21 protein-coding genes are annotated in these 24,531 nt (G+C 46.6%); 13 read left to right on the top strand and 8 right to left on the bottom strand.

Going from position 1 to position 24,531, the window contains the following annotated elements:
* Positions 1-101 precede the first annotated feature (101 nt).
* Positions 102-224, top strand: coding sequence for a hypothetical protein (locus ACMXI2_RS00945; protein WP_483779871.1), 123 nt, complete (start codon positions 102-104; stop codon positions 222-224).
* 27 nt (positions 225-251) lie between these two features.
* On the opposite strand, the gene metG is transcribed toward ACMXI2_RS00945, so the two are convergent.
* Positions 252-2,390 (bottom strand): methionine--tRNA ligase, encoded by a 2,139-nt coding sequence (gene metG / locus ACMXI2_RS00940; RefSeq protein WP_483779870.1) that lies wholly within the window; start codon positions 2,388-2,390, stop codon positions 252-254.
* Positions 2,391-2,546: 156 nt separating this feature from the next.
* Here metG and ACMXI2_RS00935 point away from each other — a divergent pair, with 156 nt between their 5' ends.
* Positions 2,547-3,431, top strand: coding sequence for a S66 peptidase family protein (locus ACMXI2_RS00935; protein ID WP_483779869.1), 885 nt, complete (start codon positions 2,547-2,549; stop codon positions 3,429-3,431).
* Positions 3,432-3,671: 240 nt separating this feature from the next.
* Here ACMXI2_RS00935 and ACMXI2_RS00930 read toward each other — a convergent pair whose 3' ends face one another.
* Together ACMXI2_RS00930 and ACMXI2_RS00925 are read right to left on the bottom strand one after the other, a co-directional pair.
* On the bottom strand, positions 3,672-4,484 hold the full coding sequence (locus ACMXI2_RS00930; protein WP_483779868.1) for a HesA/MoeB/ThiF family protein: 813 nt from the start codon (positions 4,482-4,484) through the stop codon (positions 3,672-3,674).
* A 5-nt stretch (positions 4,485-4,489) separates the two neighbouring features.
* Positions 4,490-5,869, bottom strand: coding sequence for a sensor histidine kinase (locus ACMXI2_RS00925; RefSeq protein ID WP_483779867.1), 1,380 nt, complete (start codon positions 5,867-5,869; stop codon positions 4,490-4,492).
* A 441-nt stretch (positions 5,870-6,310) separates the two neighbouring features.
* Here ACMXI2_RS00925 and ACMXI2_RS00920 point away from each other — a divergent pair, with 441 nt between their 5' ends.
* Positions 6,311-6,862 carry a YqgE/AlgH family protein gene (locus ACMXI2_RS00920; protein ID WP_483779866.1) on the top strand — a complete coding sequence of 184 codons (552 nt, stop codon included), beginning with the start codon at positions 6,311-6,313 and terminating at the stop codon, positions 6,860-6,862.
* A gap of 493 nt (positions 6,863-7,355) precedes the next feature.
* Here ACMXI2_RS00920 and atpC read toward each other — a convergent pair whose 3' ends face one another.
* Positions 7,356-7,613, bottom strand: coding sequence for an ATP synthase F1 subunit epsilon (atpC, locus tag ACMXI2_RS00915; RefSeq protein WP_483779865.1), 258 nt, complete (start codon positions 7,611-7,613; stop codon positions 7,356-7,358).
* Between the two features lie 60 nt (positions 7,614-7,673).
* Positions 7,674-9,176: a F0F1 ATP synthase subunit beta gene (gene atpD, locus ACMXI2_RS00910; RefSeq protein WP_483779864.1), complete on the bottom strand. Its 1,503-nt coding sequence runs from the start codon at positions 9,174-9,176 to the stop codon at positions 7,674-7,676.
* 344 nt (positions 9,177-9,520) lie between these two features.
* On the opposite strand from atpD, the gene ACMXI2_RS00905 reads away from it, so the two are divergent.
* On the top strand, positions 9,521-10,747 hold the full coding sequence (locus ACMXI2_RS00905; RefSeq protein WP_483779863.1) for a purple acid phosphatase family protein: 1,227 nt from the start codon (positions 9,521-9,523) through the stop codon (positions 10,745-10,747).
* Between the two features lie 344 nt (positions 10,748-11,091).
* On the opposite strand, the gene pnuC is transcribed toward ACMXI2_RS00905, so the two are convergent.
* Positions 11,092-11,739 (bottom strand): nicotinamide riboside transporter PnuC, encoded by a 648-nt coding sequence (gene pnuC / locus ACMXI2_RS00900; RefSeq protein ID WP_483779862.1) that lies wholly within the window; start codon positions 11,737-11,739, stop codon positions 11,092-11,094.
* Between the two features lie 329 nt (positions 11,740-12,068).
* Between pnuC and ACMXI2_RS00895 the strand changes: the two genes are divergently transcribed.
* A complete protein-coding gene (locus tag ACMXI2_RS00895) occupies positions 12,069-13,565 on the top strand; it encodes a DUF6600 domain-containing protein (RefSeq protein WP_483779861.1) in 1,497 nt (498 codons plus the stop codon).
* Between the two features lie 94 nt (positions 13,566-13,659).
* Here the strand turns inward: ACMXI2_RS00895 and ACMXI2_RS00890 are convergent, their stop codons facing one another.
* Both ACMXI2_RS00890 and ACMXI2_RS00885 read right to left on the bottom strand, forming a co-directional pair.
* On the bottom strand, positions 13,660-14,172 hold the full coding sequence (locus ACMXI2_RS00890) for a GNAT family N-acetyltransferase (protein ID WP_483779860.1): 513 nt from the start codon (positions 14,170-14,172) through the stop codon (positions 13,660-13,662).
* A gap of 9 nt (positions 14,173-14,181) precedes the next feature.
* Positions 14,182-14,823 carry a hypothetical protein gene (locus ACMXI2_RS00885; RefSeq protein WP_483779859.1) on the bottom strand — a complete coding sequence of 214 codons (642 nt, stop codon included), beginning with the start codon at positions 14,821-14,823 and terminating at the stop codon, positions 14,182-14,184.
* 61 nt (positions 14,824-14,884) lie between these two features.
* Between ACMXI2_RS00885 and ACMXI2_RS00880 the strand changes: the two genes are divergently transcribed.
* The 8 genes from ACMXI2_RS00880 (at position 14,885) to ACMXI2_RS00845 (ending at position 24,477) form a co-directional block, all read left to right on the top strand.
* Positions 14,885-16,051 (top strand): hypothetical protein, encoded by a 1,167-nt coding sequence (locus ACMXI2_RS00880; RefSeq protein WP_483779858.1) that lies wholly within the window; start codon positions 14,885-14,887, stop codon positions 16,049-16,051.
* Positions 16,052-16,188: 137 nt separating this feature from the next.
* Entirely contained in the window at positions 16,189-18,315 is a 2,127-nt protein-coding gene (locus ACMXI2_RS00875; protein ID WP_483779857.1) for a M48 family metallopeptidase, read from the top strand.
* Between the two features lie 77 nt (positions 18,316-18,392).
* On the top strand, positions 18,393-20,363 hold the full coding sequence (locus tag ACMXI2_RS00870) for a DNA polymerase III subunit gamma/tau (RefSeq protein ID WP_483779856.1): 1,971 nt from the start codon (positions 18,393-18,395) through the stop codon (positions 20,361-20,363).
* Between the two features lie 129 nt (positions 20,364-20,492).
* A complete protein-coding gene (locus tag ACMXI2_RS00865) occupies positions 20,493-22,148 on the top strand; it encodes a pyruvate dehydrogenase complex dihydrolipoamide acetyltransferase (protein ID WP_483779855.1) in 1,656 nt (551 codons plus the stop codon).
* A 177-nt stretch (positions 22,149-22,325) separates the two neighbouring features.
* On the top strand, positions 22,326-22,832 hold the full coding sequence (locus tag ACMXI2_RS00860; RefSeq protein ID WP_079469472.1) for a GbsR/MarR family transcriptional regulator: 507 nt from the start codon (positions 22,326-22,328) through the stop codon (positions 22,830-22,832).
* A 53-nt stretch (positions 22,833-22,885) separates the two neighbouring features.
* Positions 22,886-23,311 (top strand): hypothetical protein, encoded by a 426-nt coding sequence (locus tag ACMXI2_RS00855; RefSeq protein ID WP_483779854.1) that lies wholly within the window; start codon positions 22,886-22,888, stop codon positions 23,309-23,311.
* A 109-nt stretch (positions 23,312-23,420) separates the two neighbouring features.
* Positions 23,421-23,798 carry a CoA-binding protein gene (locus ACMXI2_RS00850; RefSeq protein ID WP_483779853.1) on the top strand — a complete coding sequence of 126 codons (378 nt, stop codon included), beginning with the start codon at positions 23,421-23,423 and terminating at the stop codon, positions 23,796-23,798.
* 205 nt (positions 23,799-24,003) lie between these two features.
* Entirely contained in the window at positions 24,004-24,477 is a 474-nt protein-coding gene (locus tag ACMXI2_RS00845) for a ribonuclease H-like YkuK family protein (RefSeq protein WP_079470056.1), read from the top strand.
* Positions 24,478-24,531: the final 54 nt, after the last annotated feature.

Here is a 24,531-nt window from a genome sequence, read left to right as displayed (position 1 = left end):
TCCTTATAAAATCCCAAAAAGTCAAATCAGAGTAATCAGTATAATCAGCGTAATCCTGAGAAAGACAAAATCCGCTCCGATCTGCAAATTTTACCGGTTTCATGAAGTATTTTGAAGGCTTCGCCATTACTTCGTATTCGCTTTACACCTGCTTTGCACCTGCTTTACACCCGGAGTATCCGTGGAGTGAACATGGAGGTGACGTGGAGGTGATGTGGACTTGATCTGGAAACCATTTACCCTGGCGGGTTTCAGCTCACTCCGCTACCCGGCGTTATCGCTTCCGCCGGGTTTACGAAAACGAGCTTACCCTTGTCTTCTGCCATGAGGATCATGCCCTGGCTTTCGATTCCGCGCATTTTGCGGGGGGCCAGGTTGGCCACCAGTGTTACCTGTTTGCCTACAATGTCTTCCGGGCTGAAGTGCATAGCGATGCCGGAAACGACGGTACGTTGTTCAGTGCCTATGTCTACCAGCAGTTTCAGTAATTTATCGGCTTTGGCTACTTTTTCTGCCTGCAGGATGGTGCCTACGCGCAGGTCCAGTTTAGCGAAATCGTCGTATTGAATTTCAGGTTTTGCAGGAGCGGGCGGGGCTTCTTCCACGGCGGGCGCAGCTGCCGCAGCGGCATCCATCGCCTGTTTTAAACCTGCATGGAGTTTTTCCACCTGGGCAGTTACCTGGTCGTTTTCTACCTGTTTGAACAACAGTTCCGGCGGACGCAGGGAATAGCCTACACTCAGCAGTTTATCGCTGCCGGCGTTATCCCACTCCAGCATACGGTCTACCACTTTCAGCATGTGGCAGATCTTTTTAGCCGTAAACGGCAGGAACGGGTGGGAGAAGATCGCCAGGTTGGCCGTCATCTGCAATGCGATGTGCAGGCAAATATCGATCCGGCCCTGTAAAAAGGCGATGTCCTTTTCTTCGTACTGCGGGTATTTGGCGTGTTGTTCTCCATTCTTCAGCTTTTCGAGTACGCTGGCCAGGATCCAGGGTTCATTCTTCTGGAGGTATTGATTGCCTTTCCGGGCAAATTCAATCACTTCAGACAATGCTTCCCGGAAGCGGTATGTTTCGATGCTGGTTTCGATCTTCTCTTTTGCCACGCCGAACTCTTTCAGTATTTCGGTGTCGCCGTCGTTCATGAACTCAGGATGCAACGGAGGTACTTTTCCACCGCACAGTTTATGCATGAGCACCATAGCGCGGTTGACGAAGTTGCCAAAAACGGCTACCAGCTCGCTGTTATTACGATCCTGGAAATCTTTCCAGGTGAAGTCGTTGTCTTTTGTTTCCGGCGCGGTGGCGCAGAGTACATAGCGGAGTACATCCTGCTGATCGGGGAAGTCTTCGATATAATCGTTTACCCACACTGCCCAGTTACGGGAGGTAGATACTTTTTCACCTTCAATATTCAGGAATTCGTTGGCAGGTACGTTGTCGGGCAATACAAATCCACCGTGCGCCTTCAGCATGGCCGGGAAGATGATGCAGTGGAAAACGATGTTATCCTTACCGATGAAGTGTACCAGTTTGGTATCGTCTTTACACCAGTAGTCCGCCCAGTTGTCGGTCAGTTCTTTTGTAGCAGAAATATAGCCGATGGGTGCGTCGAACCATACGTACAATACTTTGCCTTCCGCATCGGGCAGGGGTACTTTGATGCCCCAGTTGCTGTCGCGGGTCATGGCGCGGCTTTGCAGGCCGCTATCCAGCCAGCTTTTGCATTGACCGTATACGTTGTTTTTCCACTCTTTATGACCGTCGATGATATACTCTTTCAGCCACGGTTCGTAGTTCTGCAGCGGCATGTACCAGTGTTTGGTTTTCTTTTTCACCAGTGGTGCATTACTCAGTGCCGAATGCGGGTTGATCAGTTCATCGGGGCTCAGGGTTCTGCCACAGCGTTCGCATTGGTCGCCATAGGCTTTATCGTTGCCACAGTTAGGACAGGTGCCTATAATATACCTGTCTGCCAGGAACATTTCTTTCTCCGGATCAAAAAACTGTTCGCTTTCTTTTTCTTCAAACAGGCCATCGTTATACATCTTCAGGAAAAAGTCCTGCGAGGTTTGGTGGTGTATGGGAGCGCTGGTGCGGGCAAAAATATCGAAAGAGATACCCATTGCAGCAAAGCTGTCGCCGATGATCTTATGGTATTTGTCTACCACATCCTGCGGGCTCACGCCTTCCTTCATTGCTTTGATGGTGATGGGAACGCCGTGTTCATCTGTGCCGCAAACAAATTTTACATCTGCCTTTTTTGCACGTAAATAACGTACATAAATATCTGCAGGCAGGTAGCAGCCGGCGAGGTGTCCGATGTGCACCGGGCCATTGGCATACGGTAATGCCGCAGTTATTAAATATCTATTAAATTTTGCCATATTCTCTTAAAGAATGCTTAAATAAACTTTAAATCAGTGATTGTTTTTGGAATCACCATAACAATTTATCACCTTAGTCAGCGAATAAAGAATGAATTTACGCTAACTAATCTGCAAAGGTAAACAAAAGGAACAATGGTAAAAATTCCGCCATATTTGAAAAAAGGTGATCTGATCGGAATTACCTGCTCCAGCAGCAAAATGGATCTGCAGGCAGCGGAGTACGCACGTGGTGTACTTACTTCCTGGGGTTACCGTGTACACCTCGGTATTACTGTAGGAACCAGCTTTCATAATTTCTCCGCGCCGGACGAACTGCGGCTGGAGGAATTGCAGGATATGCTGAATGATCCGGAGATAAAAGCGATTGTATTTGGCCGTGGTGGTTATGGTATGGTGTGTATCATTGATAAGCTGGATTTTACCCGTTTCCGGAAACAGCCGAAATGGCTTTGCGGCTACAGTGATATTACCACCCTGCATTCGCATGTGCAGCGGCACTTTGGCATTGCCACGCTGCATTCCATGATGTGCAGCGGTATTACGCCCGATACATTTGATAATGAATATACAGAAAGCCTGGCAGCAGCGCTGAGAGGGAAAGCTTACCGCTATTCCGCGCCGGCGCATCCGTTGAACAAGGAAGGAAAAACCGCCGGGATACTGGTAGGCGGTAATTTATCTATCCTGGCCAACCTTTCGGGTACGCCTTCACAAATCAATACCAAAGGAAAGATCCTGCTGCTGGAAGATATCGGTGAATACCGGTATAACATAGACCGTATGATGTATAACCTGAAACGCGCCGGGTGGCTCGACAAACTGGCCGGGCTGGTAGTAGGCGCCTTCACGGATGGCAAAGAAACGGATACTCCATTCGGACAGTCTGAATATGAAATTATCAGCAACCTTGTTAAAGATTACGAATTCCCTGTTTGTTTTGGTTTCCCGAGCGGGCACCAGGCGGCGAATTACTCGCTTAAACTGGGTGTGAAACACGAGCTGAAGATAGGGGCTAAAACGGTGCTTGCGGAAGTGTAGCGGAGGGGATCGCCTTCGGCGATTTTAAATTGTCTTGGAGCAGGATTACGTTGATTAACCGTGATTACCATGATTTGATCATATTTGATTTTAAAGATTAAGGGAGATATAAGCGAATAGATCCGCATATATCTCCCTTGGTCATTTATAAAAATCAAAAAAATCAAATCATGGTAATCACGGTTAATCAACGTAATCCTGCTCCAAGACAATTTCCCCGCCGAAGGCGGGCAAGCAACGCTAATCCTCTACATCCGGAACGATTTCCAGGCCGTATTCCTCCGCGGAGAGGACGCCGGCTGCGCGGATGCTTTCTATCATTGCCGTATCCGGTTGCAGGTCGTATACCTGGGTTTGGTTATGCAGATAGTTGACACCATAAAATTTACCGGCGATGCCTAAGGGAACACCGATCAGGTATTTCACTACTTCACAAACGATTTGGGTGCCGAGGGCGCCGTGGGTAGCGCCAAGAGCGCCTGCATCAAAATTGCGGTATTCTTCTGTGAGTGGCAATGAGCAACGGTAGGAAGCGGAGGTAGTACCATCCGGCATGGGCATATTGAAGCCGGCAAACCAGGCCATCCAGTTATGTACTTCCCCGGTGATGTAAGGTTTGCTGTGTACCAGGCAGGCATCGTTGATCACCAGGTGGGTGGGCAGATGCTGGGTACAGTCTATCACAAGGTCGAACCCTACCAGCATCATGTTGATGGTGTCGGGTTTTACCTGCATGAGGATAGGATAATGTTTTGTATATGGGTTCACTGCCCAAAGGCGGCTGGCCGCCATTTTTGCTTTGTGTTTGCGGATATCCTGCATCTGGTAGATGGGCTGACGGTGCATATCTTCATCATTGATCACACCATAGTCCGCGATGCCGATCACGCCTACTCCGCTGGCGCTGAGATATTGTACCACCGGGCTTCCGAGGCCGCCGGCGCCTACTACCAGTACGCGGGCTTCCTTCAGTTTTTCCTGCATGGTGATGCCCATACCGGGCACCGCAATAGGATTTTTGAAATGCTGTATTTCTTTTTCACTCAGTATCATATGCTTTATCCTTTATCCAGTTCCTGCGGAAACTCGAGGGTAAATTTACTGCCTTTACCCACTACGCTTTCCACTTTAATTTTTCCTTTATGCGCGTCTACAATGGCCTTTACATAAGTGAGTCCGAGACCGAAGCCTTTTACGTTATGCACGTTGCCGGTATGTGCGCGGTAGAACTTTTCAAAGATACGTGAAATAGTATCGCGGCTCATACCGATACCGTTGTCGGCAATCACGATGAACAGGCTTTTGCGGGTATTATAGGTTTGTATTCTTATCTCCAGCTGATCATTGGAATATTTGATGGCATTATCCATCAGGTTGAAGATGAGGTTGGAGAAGTGCACATCATCTGCCATGATGATGGGGTTAATGGCGTCCAGCTGAAGGTCTACCACGCCATTTTTGGTGGCCAGCTGCAGCTGGAGGTTATCGGCGGTACTCTGGATAACGTTATGTACATCCGTAGCCTGGAGTTTGAGCGCTATTTCGTCTTTCTCCAGGAGGGCGGATTGCAGGATGCTTTCCACCTGTTTGTTCATGCGTTTATTTTCTTCTTTGATGATGCCGGAGAAATACTGGATTTTTTCCGGTTTTGACATTACTTTCTCATTCCTGATAGCATCGATGGCCAGGGAAATAGTAGCCAGGGGTGTTTTCAGCTCATGGGTCATATTGTTGATGAAGTCCGATTTTATTTCCGAGAGTTTTTTCTGGTTCAGCAGGGTGCGGATGGTGAGGGCAAATGCCGTGATGATGATCATGGTAAACAGCACGCCTCCCGAGATCATGAAACCTAATTGTTTGGCTACCGAATCATCGTTGGGCATGATGATATAAAGCTTTTCTGCCCGCGGATTAAAATCGTTGGATTCCGACAGGAGGATTACCTGTACGCGATAGTCTTTCTTTTCCTTGATGCTGTCGGCTTCATTTTCCTGGAACATTTTTTCGAACCCGGCAGACTGCATCCGGATGGTACCGAATTCAGATCCTGGTACGGTGCCGATAATAGCAAATTCGAAGCTGGAGCTATCGAGGTGATTTTTCCTCATATTGTTCTGGATGCACCGTTTCACTTCCTGCACAGTAAAGAAGTCGCTAACGGAGGGTACGCTGTATTGGGGTACGCGGTTGATATCCAGGTTAAATCCTTTTGTGGCGGTTCCTTCCTTGTTGTCGAGCTTAAACATGATAGCAGCCTGGCGGCGGTACATCATATCGTTGTATACGTCTCTTGACATACTCACGGCGCGCTGGAAGAGCTGATCCTGTTTGATATGCACGGCGCTGATGATCCAGCTGACCTGGATATAGATGATTCCGAGCAGGGACAAAGTGATCAGGATAACGATGACGGGGAAAATCTTCTTCAGTGGTATCATGTAAGTTTTGTCAGGCTTTAATTATCTCAAAGATAAGCGCATAGAAATATTAAAATATGTTAAAAAAGATGTTTGCTATAGCAACTATGATACAAAATTCCAGACGGGATATTGCCTCTGTGCTTATTCTCCGCAATACAACATCACTTTAACGTAATTTTAACTGGGTACTGCTGATTTTATTAATGCTTCTTTCCTTACCTTTGCTTCAGAATCTTGGTACTAAATTTGATTAGTTCAGGATCATAACAAAGTAATTAAACTTTCTACATACATCGATGTGGATTCGTTCCATAAGCGATTTAGATTTTGGTTGATAAAATGGTAAGGAGGTTTTCTAGCCTCCTTTTTTTATTTTTCCTACTTTCCTCTTTAATTTTCTTTTTTCTTTACTATTCAATCATTTAGTTAAATTTGAACAGGCTATAAAATTGTTTGTCTATGGTAACTTTGTCGCCCGGCATTTTGCTGATAGCTGATCCATTTTTGAAAGATCCAAATTTTGCGCGCACGGTAGTACTCCTTTGTGAATACCAGGAAAAAGGCAGTTTTGGCTTTGTAATCAATAAGTTGTTTGATCAAACGCTTAGTGATCTTGTGCCTGAGGTATTGATCAGTAATATCCCGGTATATTATGGCGGTCCTGTACAGATGGATACCATTCATTTTGTGCACCGGCACCCGGAGCTGATCAGCGGCGGGCAGGAGATATTGCCCGGGGTATTCTGGGGTGGCAGGTTTGACCATGTGGTGGACGCCATCAATAAGGGTTTACTGGAGCCCAATAAGGTAAAATTCTTCATTGGTTATTCTGGCTGGACAGAGGGTCAGCTGGATGAAGAGGTAAAGGAGAAATCCTGGATCCTGTCTGACACCGATACTTCACTGATATTTGAGCGCAGGGAGCAGCAAATATGGCAGCAATCCCTTAAAAATCTTGGCAGTACCTTTGCCATGATGGCAAATTATCCAATTGATCCTTCCTTAAATTAATGGTAATATTCTGACACAGAGGGAGATGGGCAGGGCTTAGTACTTAAAGTGAAAAATGAACAGGATGAATGCTGTTTATTTAAAACAAATTAAATATCTTGCTAAAGTAATTGGTGAATCAAACCAGCTACATAGCCCGTTTTCAGGTAATTTAATAACCGATAAGATACACCTATGAAGGCAAAACCTATGAAAAATTTTTGCTCCTTCCATAGACCGATACCAGCATTTTACCTGATCACTAAGTGATTATTATCAAAGGCATATTCATTAGGTGATATAAACAGCCTTGATGAGGCTGTCTATTGATGTACATGTAGTTACTGCGGATATCTCGTATAGCCGTGCAGGTACTGTATTGTACATAATGAATAGGAGGAAATCCCGGTGGACAGTCCTGTCCTTAACCGGGTCATCTAAGATTGGAATAGTTAGGACAAAACGAAGGCCGGGTATTCTTACCCGGCCTGGTTATTATATTTTGCTGGTATGCTTATTTTTCCACTGCTACAGCGCCTTCTACGAGTACGGTAGCCTTATTGCGCAACACTTCCACGAATCCGCCGCTGATGGTATACAACTCTGCATGAGCTTTATCTTTCAGCACTTTCATTTTACCATTTCCGAGGGCTGCAATTAATGGCGCATGTTTATCCAGTATTTCAAAAGAACCGTCAATGCCCGGCAGTTGTACTCCGTACACTTCTCCGGCATATATTTTTCTTTCAGGTGTTAATACTTCTAATAGCATGTTGATGATCGTAAATGGTGAAGGGTAATGATCCCGGCTGAACCGGGATCATTGACTTAATTAGTTATTCGCTGCTTCCAGTAATTTCTTACCTTTTTCAATAGCTGCTTCAATGTTACCTACGAGGTTGAAGGCTGCTTCAGGATACTCATCTACTTCACCGTCCATGATCATGTTAAAGCCACGGATAGTTTCTTCGATAGGAACCAGTACGCCTTTCAGACCGGTGAACTGTTCTGCTACGTGGAAAGGCTGGGACAGGAAACGTTGTACACGACGTGCACGGGATACTGTCAGCTTATCTTCGTCGCTCAGTTCATCCAGACCGAGGATGGCGATGATATCCTGGAGTTCTTTATAACGTTGCAGGATCATTTTCACGCGCTGTGCACAGTTATAGTGAGCTTCACCCACGATAGACGGAGACAGGATACGGGAAGTAGAGTCCAGCGGGCTCACAGCCGGGTAAATACCGAGATCGGAGATTTTACGATCCAATACGGTGGTAGCATCCAGGTGGGAGAAGGTTGTTGCCGGAGCCGGATCCGTTAAGTCATCCGCAGGTACGTAAACGGCCTGTACGGAAGTGATGGAACCATTTTTAGTGGAAGTGATACGTTCCTGCATCAAACCCATTTCAGTAGCCAGTGTTGGCTGGTAACCCACCGCAGAAGGCATACGGCCTAACAGTGCGGACACTTCAGAACCTGCCTGGGTGAAACGGAAGATGTTATCTACGAAGAACAGGATATCTTTACCACCACCTGCAGTGCCATCTCCATCACGGAAATATTCTGCCAGTGTTAAACCGGATAAGGCCACACGCGCACGTGCTCCCGGTGGTTCGTTCATCTGACCAAACACAAACGTAGCCTGTGATTGTTTCAGTAATTCTTTATCTACAACGGTAACATCCCAGTCACCGTGTTCCATTGATTCTTTAAATTTATCACCGTATTTAACGATGTTTGCTTCGATCATTTCACGCATCAGATCGTTCCCTTCACGGGTACGTTCACCAACACCGGCGAATACGGATAAACCTTCGTAACCTTTTGCGATGTTATTGATCAGTTCCTGGATCAATACTGTTTTACCCACACCGGCACCACCGAACAAACCGATTTTACCACCTTTTGCATAGGGTTCGATCAGGTCAATTACTTTAATACCAGTGAACAGTACTTCTGTTTCGGTAGCCAGATCTTCAAATTTAGGCGGGTCACGGTGAATAGGGTAACCGTTTGAAGCATCGATATCACCTAAACCGTCAATTGCCTCACCTACCACATTGAACAAACGTCCTTTCACCTGGTCGCCAACCGGCATTTTAATAGGCGCGCCCTTATCAACTACAGTCATGCCACGAACCATACCGTCGGTGGAGTCCATCGCCACTGTACGAACACTGTCTTCACCCAGGTGCTGCTGTACTTCCAATACTACCTTCTGACCATTTTCGCGGGTAATTTCCAATGCGCTGTAGATTTCGGGCAATTTGTCATCAAAGTGCACGTCCACCACGGGACCGATAATTTGTTTGATCTTACCTGTGTTAGGCATATTTTTAAAGAGGTTTATAAAAATACTAAAATGTTACTGTTCCAAAAACCGCACACAATTGCATTGCATACAGTTTCCAAAATTTGCCGCAAAGGTAAGAGTTAATGGGTGAAAATCAAAACGCTAACGATGAAAAAAAACCTTTTCCCACCGCATTTTTCGCCGATTTTATCATTAATAAAGTTTTATACCCCGGCAATGTAAAGCGCAGCCTATCAAATTATACTTTTTAATTATTCATAAATAACGTGTACCAGCGGGCGCCATTCATATAAAAATAGCTTCCTTTTCTTAATTCCTTTGCTATTTTTAAATCGCTATCCTGATATATACAATATATAAATATGATAAAATCAAACAGTGAACAATCCAGAAGGTCATTCCTCGGCAACCTTTCCAAAGCAGGATTACTGGGCATCACCGGAATTGTACCGGCTGCCGCCAAAGCTGGCATACTGCCAGCAACATCACCTACAGCAGGACCAGAACACGCTTTTCTCTGCAAACCCTACCTTCAATATCCCGGCCCGCACACCATTTCCGTGATGTGGCTCACCCGCCGCCCCTGTTACAGCTGGGTGGAATATGGAACAGACGGCCAGCTGAACAAAAAAGCACACCGGGTTACCAACGGGCTGGTAGACGCCAATAACCGCCTCCACCGCATAGAACTGGACCAGCTGGAGCCCGGAAAAAAGTATAGCTATAAGGTGTGCTCAAAAGATATTGTTTCCTTTGAACCTTATAAGCTCACCTATGGCGAAACCATAGAAAGCGCTACCTATACTTTCACGGCCCCCGATCCGCAGGCGAAGGAAGTTTCCTGGGTGATCATTAATGATATTCACGACCGCCCTGCTTCTATCCCCCACCTGATGAAGCTGACCGGCGATGACCCGTATGATTTCGTGTTTTTTAACGGAGATGTATTTGACTACCAGGCCGATGAGCAGCAGATCATTGACCACATGCTCACTCCCTGCGGCGATACCTTTTCCACACAAACCCCGTTCATGTATGTACGGGGGAACCACGAAACCCGTGGCAAATATGCCCGGGAATGGCACCAGTATTTTAATAACCCGGGCCACAACAGCTATTTCACGTTTAACATAGGTCCTGTATCGGCTATTGTGCTGGATACGGGAGAAGATAAAGAAGATGAACATCCCGTATATGCGGGCATCGTTGACTTCGACGCTTACCGGGAACAACAGGCCCGCTGGCTGGAACAACAGCTGCAAAGCCCTGCTTTCCGGAAAGCAAAACATAAAGTAGTGATGATGCACATTCCGCACTATCAATCCGGCGAATGGCATGGCGTAAAACATTGCCGCGAAATGTTTGGCGGCCTCTTTAACAAACATAAAATTGATATCCTCATTTGCGGTCATACCCACAAATACGGTGTGTATGCCCCGGCAAAAGGACAGCATGAATACCCGCTTATTATTGGAGGCGGGCCAAAAGATGGTAATCGTACCCTGATAAAGATAAAAGCCGATCAGCAGAAACTGGTATTAACCATGCTGAGAGACGACGGCACAAAAGTGGGTGAATACACCGTGTAAGTACAAAATGGCGAAGTGGGGACTCCGCCATTTTATTTTAATCCTTTTTAAGAGACAGGATCCAGCCATTCACCAGTTCCCACAATTTCAGTAGAAACCACGCGCTGCCTGCGGTAAAGAAAATTGCCGCTACCAGCACTGCATAGTATTTGATAGTCTATTCGAGATCCGGTTATGCAACTGGATAAAATTTTCCCGCTGTTGCCGGATTGCTGCTCGTACTGCGCAATGGCATCGAATTTTTTGATGGTGTGATGCAGTAGTTGCACAGGAACATTACTATAAAAATAGCGGTAAATGTAAAGGCTATACGACGGAGTTTTTGTTTAAAAGTAAGCATAGGGTTATTTACTGACGAGTTGTTGTTGATATGCTTTCCACCACTTTGCCAGTCCCATAGCGGCAATGATGAGCAAAATAAAGTACTCTATTCCAAGAAACTTTACATCTTTCTGAAAATAAATAAAAGTAGCGATAGCATCTACGGTTACCCATAACAGCCAGTTTTCCCAGATCCTTTTAGCCAGCAGGATATTGGCGATCACGCTTAAAACGGCCACCAGTGAATCGGTATAAGGCCATGCCGCAGGATGTTCAAATATGCGCGGCCACCACAGGTGCAGCCGGCTGACAACATAGCCGGTAGCGGCAGACAACAGCAGGGCTGCGATTCCCAGCCACCAGCGGGAACGGTTTGACAGTGCATACACGGGTTCATTTTCCGGTTGCTTCCTGTACCAGAAGATCCATCCGTACACCCCGGTGGCAAAGAAGTATACCTGCAGGAACATATCTGCATACAACTGCAACTGCCAGAACAGTACAAAGAAACAACTCACATTGATCAATCCCACCGGCCAGGTGAGAATATGATCCCTTGCAGCCAGCCATACACACAATAAGCCGGTAATGGTACCTGTAAATTCTACATAACTGACGGAATACCCCAGCGTTGTAAAGAAAATATGATGAATACTGAAAAAGGAAGCCATCTTTGAATTTAAGTGAGCTGTTGCAATATTACAGGAATGTTTTATTATTCCGTATACGCCGCTGTTATCCGCTGTAATGCAAGCTCTTACAGCGGTTACGAAATTGGAACCATTTTTGTCTTATACTATATATAACGCGGTAACTGCAGCAAAGCGTTATAAAAATTTTAACATAATCCTTTAACAATTTAAAATGATTCCGCCTTCTATACTTTATTCACAGACCATAAAAAAATGCTTGTTGATATAAATACAATTTTACGCAGCATTCATTACATCTCCAGAGTCTTACAAACAACAATACCTATCAGGACTAAAAAACAGGAGTTATGAACAGTTTATTAAAACACACAGGAATATCACTTTTATTTATAGGCTTTTTCGTCAGTAGTTGTGCATCAACGTATGCACCCGGATATGATGATCAATATGGCTCTTCCTATTCCGGCGGACCGCAGGTACAGGTGGGCGCATCTATTTCCTTTTATGATGAATTAAGTCCTTACGGCCGCTGGGTAAGTTATCCCGGCTATGACCAGGTTTGGATACCGAACGCCGGCCGCGACTTCCGACCTTACTATACAAACGGACACTGGGTATATACCGACTACGGCTGGACCTGGGTATCTGATTACTCGTGGGGTTGGGCAGCCTTCCACTATGGCCGCTGGTTATATGACGATTTCCAGGGCTGGATGTGGGTGCCAGGTAACGACTGGGGCCCGGCATGGGTTAGCTGGAGAACCGGTGGCGACTATTATGGTTGGGCGCCAATGGGACCACAATATTCATACAATGCGCCAGCCAGCTATTGGGCATTTGTACCACGACAGTACATCAACAGCCCCCGGATCAATAACTACTATGTTAATAACAGCAGAAACGTTACCATTATTAACAATACCACTGTTATCAACAACACCAACAATTACGGAGGAAGAAGAGTATATGCCGGACCGAGCGCCAATGATGTGCAACGTTATTCAGGCCAGGCAGTACGACCGGTAAGAGTGGAAAACACCAACAGACCGGGTACAGGAGGAAGACTGGAAAACAATCAATTGCGTATTTACCGCCCGGATGCCGCAGCTATCCAGCGGGGACGTGAGGCAGACCGTACAAGACCTGTGCAGTCGGTAGATAACAATAGTAACAATCGTCCCGGTCGTGTTACACCGGGTAATACTACCCAACCGGGTAATAATAACAATAACAATGGCGGTAACCGGGTACGCCCTGGTGAAGCGAATCAGCCGGCGAATAACAACACCGGGAATATACCTCCGTATAACAACGGAGGAAGGGTAAGACAGGGAACTACTACCCAACCGGTAAATCCAGCAAATCCGGCGAATAATAATACGCCGGGCAACTTTAACAGGCCATCAAGGGTAACACCGGACAGAACTGCAGAACAACAGCAACAGCAAAGGATACAGCAACAACAACAACAACAACAAAGGGTTCAACAGCAACAGCAGCAAAGGATACAGAGAGACCAGCAACAACAACAGCAGATACAACAACAGCAGAGAGTACAGCGGGAACAACAGCAAAGGGCTCAACAACAGCAACAACAACAGCAGCAACAGCAGAGGGTACAACGGGAACAACAGCAACAACAGCAAAGGGCTCAGCAACAACAGCAACAACAACAGAGGGTACAGCGGGAACAACAGCAACAACAGCAAAGGGCTCAGCAACAGCAGCAGCAGCAACAACAGCAAAGGATACAAAGGGAACAACAGCAGCAGCAGCAACAACAACAGCAGCGGCAACAGGAACAACCCAGGCAACAGGGGGAACGTCCTTCACGTGTAGGATAAACCTCCTTTGATATAACGAAAGTACGAATGATAACAGCGGCAAAGATGTTTGTGAGATTACATCATTAATGCCCTGTATATCATTCGTACTTTTTTATTTGTTGTAAACGTATTTATATAAGTGATCCTTAATATCGGGAAACACGGCCACGGCCGGCGGTAATCCTTTCTGCATCAGGCGTAGTTCAAGCGGCGGGTAGTGGGGATAATAAGGGGGCTGATAATAGGATTCAGCAAAAGCCTGGTAGCCAAGGCGTTCATAAAATTTAATTCTACGTATAGCCTGTTCCGTTACAGGCGGTTCTACTTCCAGTACAATTCCGTTCAGTTGTGCTTCCATCAGCTGCATTACCTGCGTACCGGCGCCTCCTCCCCTTGTACCGGGATGAATAGCGAAATGTTCTATAAAGCTGAATGCAGGGAGGTTCCAGTAAAATATAAAACCCGCAAAAGCATCTTCACGGACAATATACAATAGCTGCAGCTTTCCGGATGCTACCAGTGACAACTGCTGGTTCCAGGGTCTTCTTTCCTCTTCGGGAAAGGCTTCTTCATATAGATTTTTTATCGCTTCATCGGCGATGGTGGTAGGTACTAGCCGGATCATGCGGCTAAGTTACTGATTATCCTGTGCCGGTGGTGCGGGTACATTTTTAGTGGACGGCACACATTCGAACGGGTCGGGGTTACCGGCAGGAGCGGGTTTATCGGCTGCCCAGCAGAAGTTCATCGGCTGACTGGTAATGCTGATCAGTTTTACGGCTACCTTGCTTCCCTTGCGGCTGTTGGAGGCCGCAATACTGCGGGTACCTTTCTCCGGAATATTACTGATGGTATATCGTTCTGTTTTAAATACTTCATTATTGTTGCGCATGTAGGAAACGCTGACTACTACGTTATCCAGCGGGTATTCAGTTTGATTTCTCACGATTATATCCAGGTCTTTGATACCTCCCAGCAGCCCGGTGCGGTAATCGCCGGCGGTAACGGCGATGAACTGCTGCCAGTTTCGCCGGTAATAGGCCCTGCGTTCGATAAACTGGCCAGCTACCCTTTGGCGGAGTTCCTGGTGATCGGTGATTTGTTGGGACACGGCCCCGGATTGATCGAGACTTTTACGCAGATCACGGTTTTCGTTCCACAGGCGCTGGTTTTCAGACAACACTTTGCGCACGTAGCGTTGTTGCTGACAGTAGCCCAGTGTAAACACCACGACGAGCAACAAAAGTATGGCGGGATAAACATAAGTTGTTTTCATACCGGGGAAAGAGAAAAAATAATGCCAATGCATTTTTATTACATTTGTACAAATGGTTTCAATGCAGCTGATTATTGTAAACAATGAACAGACAGCCCGGCAATTTATCGACGTGCATGTGAATTTAAATAAAAATGTACCAGGTTGGATAAGGCCGCTGGATAGAGATATTAACGGAGTTTTTGATGCGAAAAAAAACAAGGCATTCCGTCATGGGGAGTGTATCAGGTGGATTTTAAAAGATGACCAGGGCCGTTTAGCCGGCAGGATTGCTGCTTTTGTGAATAAGAAATATAAGACAAAGGGAGACGAGTGCCTGGTGGGCGGTGTGGGTTTCTTTGATTGTATAGATCAGCAGGAAGCCGCCAACCTGCTTTTTGATACGGCCAAACAGTGGTTGCAGGAAAGAGGTATGGGCGCAATGGATGGCCCTATTAATTTCGGGGAGCGTAATAACTGGTGGGGATTGCTTAAAGAAGGATTTCATGAACCATTATACTGTATGAACTTTAATCCTCCCTATTACATCCGTTTATTTGAACAGTATGGTTTTCAACTTTTCTTTAACCAGCTTTGTTATGGAATGAGGGTAAGTGATCAATTGCTGCCAAAATTTTTTAGCCGGCATGCTGCCATTGCCGCTGATCCGGCATTCAGGGCAGTGCATATCCGGAAAAATGATCTGCCACGGTTTGCCGAGGCATTCAGCATTGTGTATAACAAGGCATGGGCGCAGCATATGGGTGGTAAAGAAATGGGGAAAGCGCAGGTACTGGCGTTGTTTAAGCAGATGAAGCCCCTGATGGACGAAAAGATTGCCTGGTTTGTTTATCACAATGATGATCCGGTTGCTATCTGGCTGAACCTGCCGGACCTGAACCAGTATATAAAACATATGAACGGGAAATTTGGTTTATTGCAAAAGCTGAAGTTCCTGTGGTTAAAGCAAACCGGCTATTGCAAAAAAATGGTGGGGATTATATTTGGCATCGTACCTGAATTTCAAGGGAAGGGGGTAGATGCATATATGATAGTAGAGGGGGCGAAATTAATACAAAGCGGCATGTCGCCATATGAAGATTATGAAATGCAGTGGATTGGCGATTTTAACCCGAGGATGCAGAATGTGGCGGAGGGTCTTGGCGCTACTCCGACCCGTCGGCTGGCTACGTATCGTTACTTATTTGACCGCTCTGCTCCTTATAAAAGGCACCCGATCCTGGGATAGCAATAATCCGCTACAGCGGGGTATACACTCCTCTCATATGAATATATGAGAGGCATCGGGGTATATAAGTTTGCGAATATTATATACATTTAAATCCCTTTTTGCTGTTACGATTGTATCTAACCTGATGTTTTGTTATGACCGACTTATACCCTGAGTGCCCTGATAATGCGGATCTGGCACTTATTGAACCCACGTTACTATTTAGGCAACAGATAATGAAAGCCATCAGCTGCGTTGTGTTGTTCTTTATTCTTTACGTGGTGTTATTATTTGCAGCCGTTGCCCTGGCTGTAGCCTGTGTGTCGGGAGGGATCATGTTGTTCCGCACCTATCCTGGCTGGAGCACTGGCATCATCGGACTCAGTTTCATTTTACTGGGAGGGATGGTATTGTTTTTTCTCATAAAATTTCTTTTTAACAAACGTCCTGCAGGCAACCCTTACCGTACGCAGATCTTCCCGGATCATCATCCCCGTTTATTTGATTTTATTACACAACTGGTGAAGGACACGCGCATCAGTTTTCCGAAGAAGATATTTATTGTGCCGGATATGCATACCGCCGTATTTTATCATTCCAGTTTTCTCAGTTTGTTCTGGCCGGCGGGAAAAAACCTGGAAATCGGGTTGGGATTGATCAACAGTGTAAATGTGAGCGAGTTTAAGATGTTGCTGGCATATGAGTTTGCACATTTCTCGCAGCGTAGTATGAAACTTGGCAGCTACATCTATGCGTTGAACAAGACGTTGTATAATATGCTGTATGAAAATGACCGGTGGAATGAAATAGAGGTACGCTGGAGTAGTGGCAGCAGCCTGTTAAGTTTTTTTGCCCATATTACTACGCGGATCCTGAACGGGATGCAATATGTATTGCGGAAAATATATGCGATCATTAACCGTCGGTACCTGGAATTAAGCCGGGAAATGGAATATTATGCGGATACGGTGGCGGTAGGCCTTACCAGTACTGAAACGGCCGTGAGCAGTTTACGCCGGCTGGAAATGGGTGGTTACTGCCTGGATCATTGTTTTCATAAACTACCCGACCTGGCGGAAAGAACGCTGCGGTTTACCAATATTTTCACGGCGCAGCGTGCCATGATCCGTTACTATGCCACGCAGAACCACCTGGCGGTGGATACTGCCGGGCTGCCTGTTATCACCGACAGCTATTTCCATACTTTCCTCAAGAGCCGGGTGCAGCTGCGGGAACAATGGACTTCGCATCTTTCACGGGAAGCAAGGGAGGCCCATTATTCCGCCGCAAATGTTTCCTGTAAGCCGATCGGCATCAGTGCATGGAACCTGTTTAATGAGCCGGAAAACGTGCAGGAGTATATGACTGCGCTGGTATATAATTTCACGGTACATAATAGTGAGCAACCATTTACGGAGATTACTCCTGCTGCCTATATTGAAGAGCTTTCACAACGTCACCGGTTATACGAATACCCTAAAGCATTTAATGATTACTATGATAACCGGCCATTTCCCGGCATTAACAGGGAATTTACCCGGTTGTTGCTACCGGAAGATATGGAAGCCGGTGGTTTACAGGAGCTGTATCATCCGGACAATATTATGAGGATGCGGGCTTTTTACCGCGACCGCCAGGATGCCGAAACGTTGCAGGCTATCAGCAGCGGGCAGTTTCAGACCAGTCATTTTGAGTTTGACGGGCAAAAATACAGTGCGGCGCGGGCAAAGCAACTGGCCCGGATGTTATCTGCGCAGGTGGCTTCCGAAGAAGCGTGGCTGCAATTGCACGACCAGCAAGCCTTCCGGTATCATTATACCGTGGCGATGCGGCAAAGCCCGGCGACGGCCGCCCTGCTCCGGGAAAAATACACCCAGATCCTGCAGTATCAGCAAACCGGCCACCAGCTGAATGAGCAGGTGATCCGGATCATTCATTGTATCAGCCTGTTGTTTAATGCCGGCGAGCAGGATATGGAGTCGCTGCCGGCACTTTTTGATGAGTTGTCGGCCGAGTGCTGGAGCTTCCATATGATGACAGAAAATATCCAGCAGGGTGCGTTGTTCAAAACTTTCCCGGAAAGTGTGGAGGTAAAGCTGAAGCATTTCAGGGAGCATGATTGTACTTTTATGCAGGATATGATCCCCGACTATGTGGCTATCCAGGAATTGCATGAGATCAGTTCCGCCATGATGGAACATTTTAACAACGGCGTCATATTATTAAAAAAATCATATCTGGAATTTATTTTAACATTAGAACCAGGGAATAACACCCGTTGAAGCGCCGTTCCTGTTGTGCATTTTTCTCTTACTGAATTTGTGCGTATTTTCGGCGCTCGCGAAAGCGTAGCAGTCATATGGAGAATTTTATCGTTTCAGCCCGTAAATACCGTCCACAGAACTTTTCAACTGTAGTAGGACAGGCACATATTACCACCACTCTAAAAAATGCCATCCGCAATAACCAGCTGGCGCATGCCTTCCTGTTTTGCGGGCCTCGCGGAGTTGGAAAAACCACGTGTGCGCGTATCCTGGCTAAAACCATTAACTGCGAAAATCTGCAGCCGGATGGGGAAGCCTGTAATGAGTGTCATTCCTGTAAGTCGTTTAATGAAGGCAGTTCGTTCAACATTCATGAGCTGGATGCCGCATCCAACAATTCGGTAGATGATATCCGTACGCTGGTGGAACAGGTGCGTTTTGCGCCACAGGCGGGGAAATACAAGATCTATATTATAGATGAGGTACACATGCTCAGTTCTTCAGCTTTCAATGCGTTTCTGAAAACCCTGGAGGAGCCGCCATCCTATGCGATTTTCATCCTGGCCACCACGGAGAAGCATAAAATATTGCCTACGATACTGAGCCGCTGCCAGATCTTCGACTTCAAACGTATTACCATACAGGATACCGTAGACCATTTGCAGGAGATATGCACCAAAGAGCATATCCAGGCCGATACGGATGCCCTGCACCTGGTAGCGCAGAAAACAGATGGGTGTATGCGGGATTCCCTGAGTACGCTGGATAAGATCGTAAGCTTTACAAGCGGGCATCTTACTTACCAGAATACGCTGGAACACCTGAACATTCTTGACTACGATTATTTTTTCCGGGTAATGGCCTCTGTGCTTCAACAGGACGTGGCCAATGCCCTGCTCATATTTGACGAAATTTTACAGAAAGGTTTTGAAGGAGACAACTTCCTGAACGGATGGGCGGAATTTTTACGTAACCTGTTGTTATGTAAAGAAGACAAGGCCCTTCACCTGGTGGAGGTTTCCGGCAACCTGAAGGAACGATATAAACAGCTGTCGGGCCAGGTGAGTCCTGCTTACCTGATCACCGCCCTTCACCTGCTGAATGAAACTGAGATCAATTACCGCATGGCGCGTAACAAGCGTTTGCATGTGGAGATGGCGCTGATCAAGCTGTGTTTTCTGCAACAGGCAGTAACCCTGGTAAGCGACGACAGCAACGGGGAAGTGTCAAAAAAAAAGCTGGTAGCTGATGGATCTCCCCCGCAGAAGCTGCGGGCGCCTGTGGCCCAGCCGGTAACAGCTAAAACCATTACCGGGAACCCGGCTACAACGGAGAGTATCGGTACGGTACCGGGCCCCCGTTTAACGGTAGACATACCGGTTCAGTCTGTGCCACCGCAAACGGCTCCAGTGGCCGCACCGGTTACCCCTCCTGCACCGGCTCCTGCGCCTCCCCCATCTATACCTTCCAACGGACACACCGCCGTTACCAGCGGGCCGGCAACGGCGCCTGTAACGACAACTCCTGTGGCCAGTCAGCAGGCTGCCACTACTGCACCTGTAGCAACGCCCCCGGCCGGTAGCGCAACTGCAACGGCCGCTGCTCCGGCCAGTAAGCTGACAGGGCTTGCCGCCATGAAAGAAGCGATGGCTGCCAAACAGCAGGGTACTACCCAGGTACAGTCCATCCCGATTACGATGGGAGCGATCCATGTGTACTGGGAAGAATTTATTAATCTGTACCGGCAGGCCAACAAAATGACCGTGGTAAGCAATTTACAGCTGGCGCAACTGAAACTGCTGGGCACTACGGAGGTAGGAATTGTAAGCCGGAACATTGTTCAATTCCGGTTTATGGAAGAAGAAAAGCTGGTAATTGCGGAGTTTCTGAAGAAGAAATTTAACAACCCGACGATTGTGCTTACCCTGCAGCTGGATGAGAGTCAGCAGACGCAGGACATAGGTCCGGCACCACTTTCCAGCCGGGAGCAATTCCAGCAGATGGCGGAAAAATACCCGCTGGTGAAAGAGCTGAAAGACCGGCTGAACATGGAGTTAGACTTCTAGCATGATTGCGCTGATTAAATGCTGATTAAATATTAACGATAGACAGACATTTTTAAACAGTTTACAATTCCTTCTTTGCGTTTTTGCGCAAAAACATGTAGGTTTGAACAAAATTTTGAATAAAGCACTATGGCAGAAGTTATCAGAATGCCCCTTTTGAGTGATACGATGACGGAAGGGGTGATTGCGGAATGGCATAAAAAGGTGGGCGATACAGTAAAGGCAGACGATGTAATAGCTGAAGTGGAAACGGATAAAGCCACTATGGAAGTGATGGGTTACGTAGAAGGAACCCTCCTGTATATAGGTGTTGAAAAAGGAAAGGCGGCTAAAGTAAACGGAATTATTGCCATTGTAGGTAAACCGGGAGAAGATTACAGTTCTCTGCTGGAAGGTGAGGGCAAAAAAGAGGCAGCTGCTCCGGCTCCCGCCGCTACTGCTGCACCTGCTGCTGCCACACCTGCACCACAGGCTGCTCCGGCTACTGCCGCACCGGCTGATGACGCTGCATTAAAAGAAGCGCTGAAAAATGCTACTGTTATCCGTATGCCGCTCCTGAGCGATACCATGACAGAAGGTAAAATAGTTGCCTGGAATAAGAAAGTAGGCGACGTTGTGAAGAATGACGATGTACTGGCCGAAGTGGAAACAGATAAAGCCACTATGGAAGTGATGGGTTATGCCGACGGTACCTTATTATATATAGGTGTGAAAGAAGGCGAAGCGGCCAAAGTAAATGGTATTATTGCCATTGTAGGAAAACCGGGTACTAATGTAGATGCGATCCTGGCAGGCGAAGGTGCTGCTCCGGCTGCATCCGCTCCATCCGCCCCTGCTGCGGCCCCTTCACAGAATGGCACTACTGCTGCTCCCGCGGCGGCTCCTGCAGCCACCACCAGCGGCGATGGCCGTGTGAAAGCTTCCCCGCTGGCCAAGAAGCTGGCAGAAGAAAAAGGCATCGACATCAACCAGGTTCCTGGCTCAGGTGACGGTGGCCGTATTATCAAGAAAGACGTAGATAGCTATGTTCCTGCAGCCAAAGCAGCTCCGGCAGCACAAAGTGGCGCGGCCCCTGCTGCTCCGGCCTTTGTACCAGCCGGCCAGGAAGGCTTCACTGATATTCCGCTGACCAAAATGCGCCAGGTAATTGCCAGACGCCTCAGCGAAAGCAAATTCAGCGCTCCTCACTTCTACCTGAAAATAGATGTGAATATGGATAAGGCGATGGAAGCACGTAAATCCATCAACGAAATTTCCCCTGTTAAGATTTCCTTCAATGATATGGTGATCAAAGCTTCTGCTATGGCACTCCGTCAGCATCCGGCGGTTAACAGCAGCTGGATGGGCGACTTTATCCGTCAAAACCAGCATATACACATTGGTTCCGCAGTAGCTATTGAAGATGGTTTGATTGTACCGGTGATCCGCTTTGCAGATCAGAAAACACTGAGCCAGATTGCCAGTGATGCAAAAGGCCTGTACGACAAAGCCAAAAACAAAAAACTGCAACCACAGGAATTCAGCGGCAATACCTTCAGTGTTTCCAACCTGGGTATGCTGGGTATCGATGAATTCACTGCGATCATTAACCCACCGGATTCAGCGATCCTGGCGGTAGGTAATATCACAGAAACTGCAGTGGTAGAGAAAGGCCAGGTGAAAATAGCCAACATCATGAAACTAACCCTGAGCTGCGACCACAGAAGCGTGGATGGAGCGGTAGGCGCACGTTTCCTGGCTACCCTGAAAGGGTTCCTGGAAAACCCGGTAACTATGCTGGTATAAACTAATTGTAATAGCTATACGAAAAGGCGAAGTGTATACTTCGCCTTTTTTGTGCCCATAACACAGCTGTATGCCCCGTCATTCACCGGTAAAATGTTTCATTAGCTTTTGAAAGTTCAAAAACTTGATATACATTTGACCTTGTAAATTGTCAAACGCTATAAAATAATAACCTACATGAATTTAGTGGAAGCAAAAGCGCAGTTTATCCAAACGTGGGGCTCATTAGGTGCCCAGTGGGGTATTAACCGTACGATGGCCCAGATTCACGCTTTACTGCTGGTAATGCCCGATCCGTTGAGTGCCGATGATATCATGGAGGAACTGAACATTTCCCGTGGAAATACCAATATGAATGTGCGGGAACTCATTAACTGGGGACTGGTGGAACGTATCCTCATCCCGGGAGAAAGAAAAGAATTTTTTGTAGCAGAGAAAGATATCTGGAAGGTGGCTACGTATATCGCCCGCGAAAGAAAGAAGCGCGAACTGGATCCTATCATGAAGGTGCTGTTACAGCTGCAACAGGCGGAAGGTGATCCGAAGGACAAGGAAATGAAAGCTTTTAAGGATTCTATCTCCAATATCACCAAGTTTGCCCAACAAACGGATAAGACGATCAGTGCATTTATTAAATCGGAAGAAAATTGGTTTTACAGCAGCCTGATAAAACTCATTAAGTAATTTTTTTTGGGCTATACTTTCATTTATTTCTGAAAGTTCCAAATAATAAAAAAATGAAGTCATATTACATAGCAGATGGTATAGTTCAGGGGCTTCTGACTGTTATTTGTGCGGTTGCTGTTACGCATCTTGTTGTTTTTCCCCGGTTTTCTTTGCCGCCGTATCTTATTTTTATTCTCCTGGCCTGGCAATTCGCTGCAGGTGTTATCAATTTTATATTAAGGAAAACAGCTCCTGATGACAGGATGCTACGGATATTCCAGTACGCGCTGTTCTGTATTTTAGGCACCTTATTTCTTCTTGTACAGGCAGACAAATGGCTGGGATTCAGATCTACCGGTTTTTTCAATATTTACCGAGGGCTGGTTTACACCAGTTTTTACTTCGTGCTGCCGGCGCTGATATTGTCTGTAACGGTGTTAACTATACGGAGATGTATTATTACCCTCCGCAAAACGAATACTCCTACCCCGGTTTAAGTTCACTTTTATGCAAAATAAACGTATTGTTATTGCGGCTGGCAAGGCTATCCTCGCGCATTTGCCCCGGAGTGTTTATCACTTGTTTTGAATTCCGTAAATTAGCTGTATGGAAACCAACAATGATAAAAAGCTCACCGTGGTACTGGGCGCATCGCCTAACCCGGAAAGATACAGCAACCTGGCCGTGAACCGGCTCAAAGCCAAAGGGCACCCGGTAGTGGCGATCGGCAAACGCGCTTCCGCCATTGGTGATACGCCGGTGATTACAGAACATCCGCCGCTTGAAAAAGTAGATACGGTTACCATTTACCTGAATCCGGCGGCGCAGAAAGAATATTATGATTATATTCTGCAGTTGCAACCTCGTCGCATCATCTTTAATCCGGGTGCAGAAAATCCTGAACTGGAAGATATTGCCAGGGAACATAATATTCAGCCGGTGGAAGCCTGTACCCTTGTAATGCTTAGTACGGGTCAGTTCTAGCCGTTTTATTTTCTGAATCTTCTTATTTTTTTAATGTACAGCTGTTGGCTATTGCTAACCGCTTTTTCGTATATTCGTAAATATTGCTGTTATCCCCGAATGAACACATCCCATATTGTTGACCCAATTAGCGCATGGAATTACTTCAGCAGGCAGGCATTATAGCATAACCCAATTACGCATGTTCACCCTTAATTATACATGTATGCAATGGAGAAGATTTAATGGAGAGGTTATCCACCTTCCGGTAAAGGAAGAAGTACGACAAGCCATCGTTCGTGAAACCGCAAAGGGGTTTCGCCTGAAAGTGTGCATTGGTACTGATTCCCAGGTAAAAGGAGTAGATACGGAATTCGCTACGGTGATTGTCTTCCTCCGGGAAGGTCACGGCGGATTTATGTTTATTCACAATGAAAAAACCAAAGACCGCTATTCTATCAAAGAGCGTATGCTGGTAGAAGTAGCGAAGAGTATTGAAATTGCGTATGAACTGTGCGACCTGTTTACAGAATATGATGTAGACATGGAAGTACATGCAGACATCAATACGAACCCTCAGTTCAAAAGCAACCTGGCTTTGCGGGAAGCAATGGGCTATATCCTGGGTATGGGCTTTGCCTTTAAAGCCAAACCGGAAGCCTTTGCCAGCAGCAGCTGCGCTAATAAAATAGTGAACTAAGGCGCCTCGATTTTTTGTACCTCTCTCAGATTTTTTTCTGACGTGTTGCCACGT

The organism is Chitinophaga sp. G7 BAM 1005, assembly GCF_057126945.1.
The sequence above is the reverse complement of the archived record's forward strand: the minus strand, read 5'-3'. Positions and strand labels throughout refer to the sequence as shown.

Excerpts from the sequence above, each read along its gene's own strand:
- ACMXI2_RS00850 (WP_483779853.1), top strand. The coding sequence starts at position 23,421 with ATGGAAACCAACAATGATAAAAAGCTCACCGTGGTACTGGGCGCATCG.
- pnuC (WP_483779862.1), bottom strand. The coding sequence starts at position 11,739 with ATGGCTTCCTTTTTCAGTATTCATCATATTTTCTTTACAACGCTGGGG.
- ACMXI2_RS00855 (WP_483779854.1), top strand. The coding sequence starts at position 22,886 with ATGAAGTCATATTACATAGCAGATGGTATAGTTCAGGGGCTTCTGACT.
- ACMXI2_RS00880 (WP_483779858.1), top strand. The coding sequence starts at position 14,885 with ATGCAGCTGATTATTGTAAACAATGAACAGACAGCCCGGCAATTTATC.
- ACMXI2_RS00925 (WP_483779867.1), bottom strand. The coding sequence starts at position 5,869 with ATGATACCACTGAAGAAGATTTTCCCCGTCATCGTTATCCTGATCACT.
- ACMXI2_RS00870 (WP_483779856.1), top strand. The coding sequence starts at position 18,393 with ATGGAGAATTTTATCGTTTCAGCCCGTAAATACCGTCCACAGAACTTT.
- atpD (WP_483779864.1), bottom strand. The coding sequence starts at position 9,176 with ATGCCTAACACAGGTAAGATCAAACAAATTATCGGTCCCGTGGTGGAC.
- ACMXI2_RS00920 (WP_483779866.1), top strand. The coding sequence starts at position 6,311 with ATGGTAACTTTGTCGCCCGGCATTTTGCTGATAGCTGATCCATTTTTG.
- ACMXI2_RS00845 (WP_079470056.1), top strand. The coding sequence starts at position 24,004 with ATGCAATGGAGAAGATTTAATGGAGAGGTTATCCACCTTCCGGTAAAG.
- ACMXI2_RS00875 (WP_483779857.1), top strand. The coding sequence starts at position 16,189 with ATGACCGACTTATACCCTGAGTGCCCTGATAATGCGGATCTGGCACTT.
- ACMXI2_RS00885 (WP_483779859.1), bottom strand. The coding sequence starts at position 14,823 with ATGAAAACAACTTATGTTTATCCCGCCATACTTTTGTTGCTCGTCGTG.
- ACMXI2_RS00945 (WP_483779871.1), top strand. The coding sequence starts at position 102 with ATGAAGTATTTTGAAGGCTTCGCCATTACTTCGTATTCGCTTTACACC.
- ACMXI2_RS00865 (WP_483779855.1), top strand. The coding sequence starts at position 20,493 with ATGGCAGAAGTTATCAGAATGCCCCTTTTGAGTGATACGATGACGGAA.
- atpC (WP_483779865.1), bottom strand. The coding sequence starts at position 7,613 with ATGCTATTAGAAGTATTAACACCTGAAAGAAAAATATATGCCGGAGAA.
- metG (WP_483779870.1), bottom strand. The coding sequence starts at position 2,390 with ATGGCAAAATTTAATAGATATTTAATAACTGCGGCATTACCGTATGCC.
- ACMXI2_RS00895 (WP_483779861.1), top strand. The coding sequence starts at position 12,069 with ATGAACAGTTTATTAAAACACACAGGAATATCACTTTTATTTATAGGC.
- ACMXI2_RS00930 (WP_483779868.1), bottom strand. The coding sequence starts at position 4,484 with ATGATACTGAGTGAAAAAGAAATACAGCATTTCAAAAATCCTATTGCG.
- ACMXI2_RS00860 (WP_079469472.1), top strand. The coding sequence starts at position 22,326 with ATGAATTTAGTGGAAGCAAAAGCGCAGTTTATCCAAACGTGGGGCTCA.
- ACMXI2_RS00890 (WP_483779860.1), bottom strand. The coding sequence starts at position 14,172 with ATGATCCGGCTAGTACCTACCACCATCGCCGATGAAGCGATAAAAAAT.
- ACMXI2_RS00905 (WP_483779863.1), top strand. The coding sequence starts at position 9,521 with ATGATAAAATCAAACAGTGAACAATCCAGAAGGTCATTCCTCGGCAAC.